At 33.0% G+C, this 8,139-nt stretch carries 10 protein-coding genes and 1 riboswitch; of the genes, 2 read left to right on the top strand and 8 right to left on the bottom strand.

Annotation, left to right across the window (positions count from 1 at the left end; all coding sequences use genetic code 11):
• The 4 genes from MR593_RS00050 to MR593_RS00035 all read right to left on the bottom strand — a co-directional run.
• The coding region (locus MR593_RS00050; protein ID WP_290685519.1) for a hypothetical protein at nt 1-322 on the bottom strand (322 nt) is incomplete at its 3' end.
• Nucleotides 319-1,020 carry an ABC transporter ATP-binding protein gene (locus MR593_RS00045; protein WP_290685516.1) on the bottom strand — a complete coding sequence of 234 codons (702 nt, stop codon included), beginning with the start codon at nt 1,018-1,020 and terminating at the stop codon, nt 319-321. The genes MR593_RS00045 and MR593_RS00050, both read right to left, overlap by 4 nt.
• Nucleotides 996-1,436 carry a hypothetical protein gene (locus tag MR593_RS00040; protein ID WP_290685514.1) on the bottom strand — a complete coding sequence of 147 codons (441 nt, stop codon included), beginning with the start codon at nt 1,434-1,436 and terminating at the stop codon, nt 996-998. The genes MR593_RS00045 and MR593_RS00040 overlap by 25 nt, the downstream gene beginning before the upstream one ends.
• A 287-nt stretch (nt 1,437-1,723) precedes the next feature.
• Entirely contained in the window at nt 1,724-2,185 is a 462-nt protein-coding gene (locus MR593_RS00035; protein ID WP_290685511.1) for an RNA polymerase sigma factor, read from the bottom strand.
• Between the two features lie 129 nt (nt 2,186-2,314).
• Here MR593_RS00035 and MR593_RS00030 point away from each other — a divergent pair, with 129 nt between their 5' ends.
• Complete coding sequence (locus MR593_RS00030; RefSeq protein ID WP_290685508.1) at nt 2,315-2,593, top strand: hypothetical protein; 279 nt, start codon at nt 2,315-2,317, stop codon at nt 2,591-2,593.
• 65 nt (nt 2,594-2,658) lie between these two features.
• Here the strand turns inward: MR593_RS00030 and dapD are convergent, their stop codons facing one another.
• The 4 genes from dapD to MR593_RS00010 form a co-directional block, all read right to left on the bottom strand.
• Nucleotides 2,659-3,366, bottom strand: a complete 708-nt coding sequence (gene dapD / locus MR593_RS00025) for a 2,3,4,5-tetrahydropyridine-2,6-dicarboxylate N-acetyltransferase (RefSeq protein ID WP_290685506.1) — start codon at nt 3,364-3,366, stop codon at nt 2,659-2,661.
• A 90-nt stretch (nt 3,367-3,456) separates the two neighbouring features.
• Nucleotides 3,457-4,218: a 4-hydroxy-tetrahydrodipicolinate reductase gene (gene dapB / locus MR593_RS00020; protein ID WP_290685503.1), complete on the bottom strand. Its 762-nt coding sequence runs from the start codon at nt 4,216-4,218 to the stop codon at nt 3,457-3,459.
• Nucleotides 4,219-4,286: 68 nt separating this feature from the next.
• Nucleotides 4,287-5,174, bottom strand: a complete 888-nt coding sequence (dapA, locus tag MR593_RS00015; RefSeq protein ID WP_290685500.1) for a 4-hydroxy-tetrahydrodipicolinate synthase — start codon at nt 5,172-5,174, stop codon at nt 4,287-4,289.
• Between the two features lie 91 nt (nt 5,175-5,265).
• Nucleotides 5,266-6,270, bottom strand: coding sequence for an aspartate-semialdehyde dehydrogenase (locus tag MR593_RS00010; RefSeq protein ID WP_290685497.1), 1,005 nt, complete (start codon nt 6,268-6,270; stop codon nt 5,266-5,268).
• A gap of 173 nt (nt 6,271-6,443) precedes the next feature.
• Nucleotides 6,444-6,612: riboswitch (Lysine riboswitch) on the bottom strand.
• Between the two features lie 301 nt (nt 6,613-6,913).
• Here MR593_RS00010 and MR593_RS00005 point away from each other — a divergent pair.
• Nucleotides 6,914-8,122: an L-serine ammonia-lyase, iron-sulfur-dependent, subunit alpha gene (locus MR593_RS00005; protein ID WP_290685494.1), complete on the top strand. Its 1,209-nt coding sequence runs from the start codon at nt 6,914-6,916 to the stop codon at nt 8,120-8,122.
• The last annotated feature ends 17 nt before the right edge of the window (nt 8,123-8,139 follow it).

Genomic DNA, 8,139 nt, shown 5'->3' with positions numbered 1-8,139 from the left:
TCAGAGAGAACAGATTTGATTTAGGAGCAATTAGAGAAAAATAATCTTCGTTGGGATTGTTTTTTAATTGTAGTTGATAGTCCTTTAAAAATTTCGTCATAAATTCATCGCTTAATTCTGAGGTTAGAGAATTTTCTATTTCTGTTTGTTTTTTAATAGCGGAGACACCTTCTAAATTATTTTCTCCACCTAGATATAGTGATGATTGACGAATTAAGGATATATTAGATACAATTATCAGCAACAATCCGAGTGCCATAGCTATTAGACTCGATTTTTTGTTTAATATTTTTTTTAGTTCAAATTTCAATAGTTGTTTCATCTTTCTTCCTCCTCAAATTGTTCTAGATAAAATGTTTCCAAATCTTCACGATTGTCCTCCCATTTGCCTTGGTAAATAATTTGACCATGCTTCATCATTAAAACTGTATCTGCAATATGTTCGATATCCGAAATAATATGAGTAGAAAGTAAAACAATACTTTCCTTGCCTAGCTCTGCAATTATGTCTCGGAATTTTACTCTTTCCTTTGGATCAAGTCCAGCAGTTGGTTCGTCTAAAACTAAAATTTTCGGGTCGTTTAATAATGCTTGTGCAATCCCAAGTCGCTGTTTCATACCACCAGAATAGGTCTTGATTTTTTTATTAGCCTTATCCTGTAGAGATACTAATTCTAGCAATTTAGAAGCCTTGCGTTTTGCATGAGATTTATCTAAGCCCTTTAATGCAGCCATATAGAGAAGAAAATCCATTCCTGTGAATTCAGGATAATACCCAAAGTCTTGTGGCAAATAACCTAATTCTGAGCGATATTCTTCTGTTGACACATCAAAACCATCGAAAGTGATAGTTCCACTAGTTGGTTTTAGTACGCCACAGATCATACGCATTAAGGTAGTTTTTCCTGCACCATTGGCACCCAAAAGACCGTAAACACCTTTTTGTAATTTGAGTGAAATGCGATCTACAGCTATTTTGTTTTTATATTGTTTTGTTAGTCTATCAATGATAAGTTCCATCTGTATTCCTCCGTTTGTTTTATAGTATGAGATAATTCATTTATCATTCCTGCGATTAAAATGACTGCTAGTAATAGCCACCAGTTAAAGTAAGAGAATTGATATATGAATTTTGCAATAAAATGTAAGCTTACATTTAATCCGCTAATTAATACTGCAATGCTCATGCAGGCATAAATCGATTCCTTGCCTTGAAAATGACGTGTTATCCATAAGTTTGTGTTTACAGTCAGTAGGTATGGAACAAACAGATATATCGCTGTTTGAAACAATGAAATTTCGCTACTGATACAGCACAGCGGTGTAACACAGCAAAGAATGATAAAGTCGAGTATACCTAAAATACTCAATCTAGCAAGCACAACACTTTTTAGTGAAAATCTTGTCGACATTTCAAATTCAATCATACCGTACACAGCAGATCGTGTGCTCTCTGTAACTGCTAAAAGCGCAAGAAATGGGATAAGCGACGATATAACCCATATAGTATTTAAATCGATGTAATAGGTTCCTAACAGAGCAGGTATTATTAGCGTCAAAGAAATAAGCAATGTCCACTTTCTCAAAAAAGTAGCTTGTGTCAAAATAAATTGCCACATACTAATTTTAGGTTTAGGTAGTGTTCTTAAAAATCTCATTTTTTCCTGCTGATTTGGTGTAGGAGCTTCAAATGCCTTTTGAATATCATTTTTCAATTTTTTATTCATTCAGAAAAACCTCCCTTCTTTAATTCTTCCTTTAGCCATTTTAAAGCTTTTGATAGCCTGCGATGTATCGCAAATCGTGAAAGTCCGGTAATTTTGCAAATGGAGTTAATAGGAAGCTCGTTTGCATACCTAAGTAATAATAGCTCCTGTTCGTCCTTTGGAAGCTTAGCGATTGTGGACTTTAAAGTAAATCCATCAGTCCATTTATCTGACGGATCGTAGGTAGCTTCTTCTTCAATTTTATCCAAACTTTCAACTGGCTTTTTGCGAAATGTATCGACGCATAGGTTTCTAGCGATAGTGTATAAATACGCTAACTCTTTACTGTTGTCGATATTTAAATTCTGCCTAAAAAAGCGAAGAAAAGTTTCTTGCGTAATATCTTCGGCTAATTGCTTGTCGTATATTTTGAAATAGTAATAGCGATATATTTTGTCGTATTGTTCCTCAATATCCATTTGCTTTAAAACCCCCCTTCATAATGTTTAACGGATTAGGTGCATGAAATGTACGGTTAAAATATGAAAATTTTACAAGTTTTAAATATACTTATTTCTGATTATAATTTATAATATAATTTTCATACAATGTTATTAGCAATAAACAATTTAATCGAGTATTTAAATAGAAATTATTTAAATGATGATAGATTAGAAGAAGAGGTGAATATCATGACAAAGACATTATATGATCCAGAAGTTGAAAAAAGAGGAATAGAAAAAGGTATTGAACAGGGAAAAATGACTGCAACAATTAAAAATGCAAAAAGTCTTCTAGATGTGCTTGATGATGATACTATAGCAGAAAAATTAGAATTAGATGTAGAAATTGTTAAAAAATTGAGAACTGAAGCTTCAAATAATTAGAGAATTAAAAAGAAGTAGCATAAAAAGTAAGCTACTTCTTTTTGCATATATATTATTTTTTATAATTATCCTCTTAAATCATCCATTAATTGAGTCTTACCAGCAGTTTTTTCATCCTTCATCTTAACTACCTTAGCAGGAGAACCAGCAACAACAGCACCTGGTTCAACGTCTTTTGTAACAACAGATCCAGCAGCAACAACAGCGCCTTTACCTATTCTTACACCTTCTAAGATTACACAGTTAGCTCCGATTACAACATCGTCTTCTACTATAACTGGAGTTGCTGAAGGTGGTTCAAGGACACCTGCAACGACTGATCCAGCACCTAAGTGAACGTTTTTACCTAATGTTCCTCTAGCACCGACTACAGCGTTCATGTCTACCATAGTTCCTTCACCTATTATAGCACCTATGTTTATAACAGCACCCATCATTACTACGGCATTTTTTTCTATAGTAACCATGTCTCTGATTATAGCACCTGGCTCTATTCTAGCATCTATATCTAACATGTCTATCATTGGTATAGCAGAATTTCTAGCTGCGTTTTCTATGTACATATCAGTTATTTGGTCTTTGATAGGAGCTATAGCATCCATTATAGTTTTGTAGTCTCCTATTAAAACATATTCTCCGTTATTTCCGAAAACTTTGAAGTCTTCTGATTTAGCTATTTCAGCAGTTGTAGAAACATAAATCTTAACTGGTGTTTGTTTTTCTGCGTCTTTTATGAATTTCGCAATTGCATAAGCATCATTTAAATCTAACATTTTCAATCTCCTTTAAATTTTTTATTTTTTTCAAATTAAACTGCTATTAATTCTGAGATTAATAGCAGAAGTGTGTTTTTATTAGATATATTAACCTAACATATCATCCATATTGTAGAAACCAGGATCTTGGTTTACTAAGTATTTTGCAGCAGCTATAGAGCCTTCTGCAAATACGTTTTTAGAACGAGCAGAGTGGTTTATTTCTAGTATTTCATCGTTACCAGCAAATATTGCACTGTGTTCACCGACTATAGTTCCACCTCTTATTGCATGTATTCCAACTTCGTTTTGTTGTCTCTTACCAGTACGACCGTGTCTTCCGTAGATGAATTCAGATTGTTCTCTGACTTCCTTTACAGCATTTGCAATCATTACGGCTGTACCACTAGGGGCGTCGACTTTTTTGTTATGGTGTTTTTCGATTATTTCTATATCGAATCCGTCTAAATTTTTAGCGGCTTCTTTTACTAATTTAAGTAGAATGTTTACGCCGAGTGACATATTAAATGATAAAAATACTGGAATTTGTTTAGCAGCTTCATGTATTTTTGCCATTTCTTCGTCATTGTATCCAGTAGTAGCAAGAACTACAGGAGTTTTTGTATTTAAGCAATATTCTAATATTCCATCTAGAGCAAGTGGATTAGAGAAATCTATAACCACATCGGCTTCTTCTTTTACTTCAGCAAAACTTGAGTAAGTGCTAAATTGATCGTTAGGATCATGGTGTACAGGACTAACACCGGCAACAAGTTCTAATTCTTCATCGGCTAATATACATTTTGTAAGCACTTGCCCCATTGTTCCGCTGTATCCGTTTATTATAACTTTCAATGTTATACCTCCCATTTTTAGGTGTGACTTATTTCAAGGAAGAATTCAGTGGAATTCTTCCCTGTTTAAATTAACCTTTTAATTTATTTTACTTCAAGTCCAGCATTTATTAATTCTTGTTTTAATACTTCTAAGTTTTTAGGGTTCATTTCTCCAAGTGGTAATCTTAAATGACCTACTTCAAATCCTAATAAGTTCATAGCAGTTTTAACTGGAACTGGATTTACTTCTATAAATAAAGCATCTATAAGAGCTTTTAAGTCTAATTGGATTTTGCAAGATCCTTTAACGTCGCCTTCCATGAATTTAGCTACTAAATCATGAGTTTGTTTTGGACAAACATTAGCTAAAACTGATATAACACCTTTACCACCTAATGCTAATAATGGAGTTATTGAATCATCGTTTCCAGAGTATATAGCGAAATCATCTGGTACTAATCTAGCAACTTCAGCAACTTGAGCTATATCTCCACTAGCTTCTTTTATAGCAACTATGTTTTCACATTCGTTAGCTAATTCAGCAACTAGATCTGGAGCTATATTAACTCCTGTTCTTCCTGGAACATTGTATAAAATTATTGGTAGATCAACAGCATCAGCTATAGCTTTAAAGTGAGCTTTAAGACCTGATCTATTAGCTTTGTTGTAGTATGGAGTGATTATTAATAAAGCATCAGCTCCCATTTCTTGAGCGCCTTTAGCTAATCCAATTGAGTGTCTAGTGTCGTTTGTACTAGCACCAGCTATAACTGGTATTCTCTTGTTTACTGTGTCAACGATACATTTTATAACGTCTAGTTGTTCTTCGTCTGTCATAGTACTAGCTTCTCCAGTAGTACCTGTGGCAACTATAGCATCTGTTCCGTTAGCTATGTGGTATTCAACTAATTCTTTTATTTTTTCAAAATTTGGTGTATTATCTTCGTTAAATGGTGTAACTAATGCAACTGCAGAACCTGTAAATATCATATATATCTCCCCTTTTTCTTATATATTCTTAATAATTATTTTTTATTCTAAATTTTAAATTAGGTTGTCTAAATAAATTGTATTTTGTATATTAAACTAAATCGTATTTTATTAATAATTCAGCTATTTGTACTGCGTTTGTAGCAGCTCCTTTTCTTATATTATCAGCAACTACCCATAGGTTGATTCCGTTGTCAACACTGAAGTCTCTTCTTATTCTACCAACATAAACTTCATCATGACCTTCAGCGTCTATAGCAAGTGGGTATTCGTCTTTAGCTGGGTTATCAACTAAAACAACACCTTCAGTATTTTTCATTGCTTCAAATATGTCTTCAAGTTCAAATGGTTTGTTGAATTCAACGTTTATAGATTCACTATGAGCACCTCTAACTGGAACTCTTACTGTTGTAGCAGTAACTTTTATACTATCATCGCCAAATATTTTTTTAGTTTCGTTTACCATTTTCATTTCTTCTTTAGTGTACCCGTTATCCATAAAAACATCTATATGTGGTAAACAGTTAAATGCTATTGGATGAGGATAGAATTGATTTGGTTTTCCTTCAATTCCGTCTTCTAAGTCCTTAACACCTCTAACTCCTGAACCAGAAACAGCTTGGTAAGTAGAGTAAACTATTCTCTTTAAGCCGTATTTATCATATAAAGGTTTAAGTGGAACCATAGCTTGTATTGTAGAGCAGTTGGGGTTAGCTATTATACCTTTTTTAACTTCTTTTACAGCTTCTGGATTTACTTCAGGTACTACAAGTGGTACATCTGGATCCATTCTCCATTGAGCTGAGTTATCTACTACTGTTATTCCCTTAGAAGCAGCTATTGGAGCAAATTTTGCACTAGTAGCTCCACCAGCAGAGAATAATGCTATTTGAATATCTTTTCCGTCAAATGCAGTTTCAGTTAATTCTTCAACTATGTAATCCTTACCAGCAAAAGTGATTGTTGAACCTGCAGATTTTTTTGAAGAGAAAAAGTAAATATTTTCTATTGGAAATTGTCTTTCTTCAAGAACTTTTAAGAAAGTTCTACCTACCATACCTGTAGCACCTACTACGGCTACGTTAACTTTTTTCATTTTATATCACCTCATGTAATTTATAATATTTCGTATTCGATTATAACTACCTAAAATAGAGAATATAAATAAGGGGAGGTTATATATTGTATTAAGGATACAGTAAAAAATAGATTTTTTAGATTAAAAAACGTACAAAGGAATACTTTGTACGTTGCTAACATAAATCAAAGTAAACCTGTAGCCCCCCACTTAGATAAGTGACAGTCCCATGCATATTCTGCATGACCCCAGCATATATCTCTGCCAAGATATAAACTTCGGCAAATCATCCTTTCAGTAATAATCAACACTCGCCAGCTACCATTACCTACTGATAATCATTGCGCCTCTACTTAGGTTAGTTAATTTTTCATTGATTTTTAATAAGTTGTTATGAATTAATGTTATTACAAATTAATGGAAAAATCAACCAAAATATTGCAAAAAATTTAAAAATTTAAAAATTAATGAAAGGTATAGTAAAAAACGTTTTTATAGTTTAAAATAATAAATGGATTACGAATTTAAATTAAAAAAATATATCAAAAAAGTTAAATTGTAGAAATTCATAAAAACTATATAATTTATCTACAGAAAAAAGTATAATTATATATATAGTAAATTATAAAAAAAATTAGTTTTTTATTAGGAGGAATGATTTATGGAATCATTAAAAGAACTTTACAAAATGGGTCCAGGGCCATCCAGCTCCCACACTATGGGACCTCAAAGAGCAGCAAAAATATTTAATTCTAAAAACCCTGATGCAGCTAGCTTTAGAGTACACTTATATGGAAGTTTAGCAGCTACAGGAAAAGGTCACTTAACTGACTTTATAATAATAAAAACTCTTGCACCTAAAGAGGTAGAAGTAGTTTGGGAACCAGAAGTAGTAAAAGAATTCCATACTAATGGAATGAAATTTGAAGCCTTAGATGCAGACAAAAATATAACAGATGAATGGACTGTGTTCTCAATAGGTGGAGGATCTCTAGCTGAAGAAGGTAAGAGAGGACAATCATCTGAAAGTGTATACCCACATGATAATCTAGAAGATATAATCGAATGGTGTAGAGCAAATCACAAAAATTTCGTTGATTATGTTAAAGAATATGATGACGATGATATAATGGATTATCTTAGAGATATAAGATTGACAATGAGACAATCTCTAGAAGATGGATTAAAAGCTACAGAAGTTATTCCAGGAAAATTAAAATTAGCTAGAAAGGCTAGAAACTTCTATAGACAATACAAAGTAAGCAAACAGCTTACTTCAATGTTATATGCATATGCTTTAGCTGTTTCTGAACAAAATGCATCTGGATTTGAAATAGTAACAGCTCCAACATGTGGATCTGCAGGTGTTTTACCAGCTGTATTATTTACATTACAAGACTACTATGGATTCGATGATGAAGCTATAGAAGAAGGTCTTGCAGTAGCAGGATTAATGGGTGTTGTAGTTAAACAAAACGCTTCAGTATCAGGTGCAGAAGTAGGATGTCAAGGTGAAGTAGGTGTTGCTTGTGCTATGGCAGCTGCAGCAGCTGCATTCATAAAAGGTGGACCACTTAGAAAAATAGAATACGCAGCAGAAATAGGTCTAGAACATCACCTAGGTATGACATGTGACCCAGCCTATGGATACGTTCAAATACCTTGTATAGAAAGAAATGCAATGGGAGCTCAAAGAGCTTTAGATGCAGCTAACTATGCATTACTATCAGATGGAATTCACCATATTAAATTTGACCAAATCGTCAAAATAATGGATGAAACTGGTAGAGATATGATGGAAAAATACAAAGAAACTGCAAAAGGTGGAATCGCTTTATTATACGAAGAAAGTGGAGAATTTGACGATTAATAATTTACTAATAAAAA

The sequence above is a fragment of the Intestinibacter sp. genome (genome assembly GCF_022780145.1).
Classification (GTDB): domain Bacteria; phylum Bacillota; class Clostridia; order Peptostreptococcales; family Peptostreptococcaceae; genus Intestinibacter.
Note: the sequence above shows the minus strand (reverse complement) of the source record. Positions and strands in the feature narration are given on the sequence as shown.

Excerpts from the sequence above, each read along its gene's own strand:
- MR593_RS00045 (WP_290685516.1), bottom strand. The coding sequence starts at position 1,020 with ATGGAACTTATCATTGATAGACTAACAAAACAATATAAAAACAAAATA.
- MR593_RS00035 (WP_290685511.1), bottom strand. The coding sequence starts at position 2,185 with ATGGATATTGAGGAACAATACGACAAAATATATCGCTATTACTATTTC.
- MR593_RS00030 (WP_290685508.1), top strand. The coding sequence starts at position 2,315 with ATGTTATTAGCAATAAACAATTTAATCGAGTATTTAAATAGAAATTAT.
- dapD (WP_290685506.1), bottom strand. The coding sequence starts at position 3,366 with ATGTTAGATTTAAATGATGCTTATGCAATTGCGAAATTCATAAAAGAC.
- dapB (WP_290685503.1), bottom strand. The coding sequence starts at position 4,218 with ATGGGAGGTATAACATTGAAAGTTATAATAAACGGATACAGCGGAACA.
- dapA (WP_290685500.1), bottom strand. The coding sequence starts at position 5,174 with ATGATATTTACAGGTTCTGCAGTTGCATTAGTTACACCATTTAACGAA.
- MR593_RS00010 (WP_290685497.1), bottom strand. The coding sequence starts at position 6,270 with ATGAAAAAAGTTAACGTAGCCGTAGTAGGTGCTACAGGTATGGTAGGT.
- MR593_RS00005 (WP_290685494.1), top strand. The coding sequence starts at position 6,914 with ATGGAATCATTAAAAGAACTTTACAAAATGGGTCCAGGGCCATCCAGC.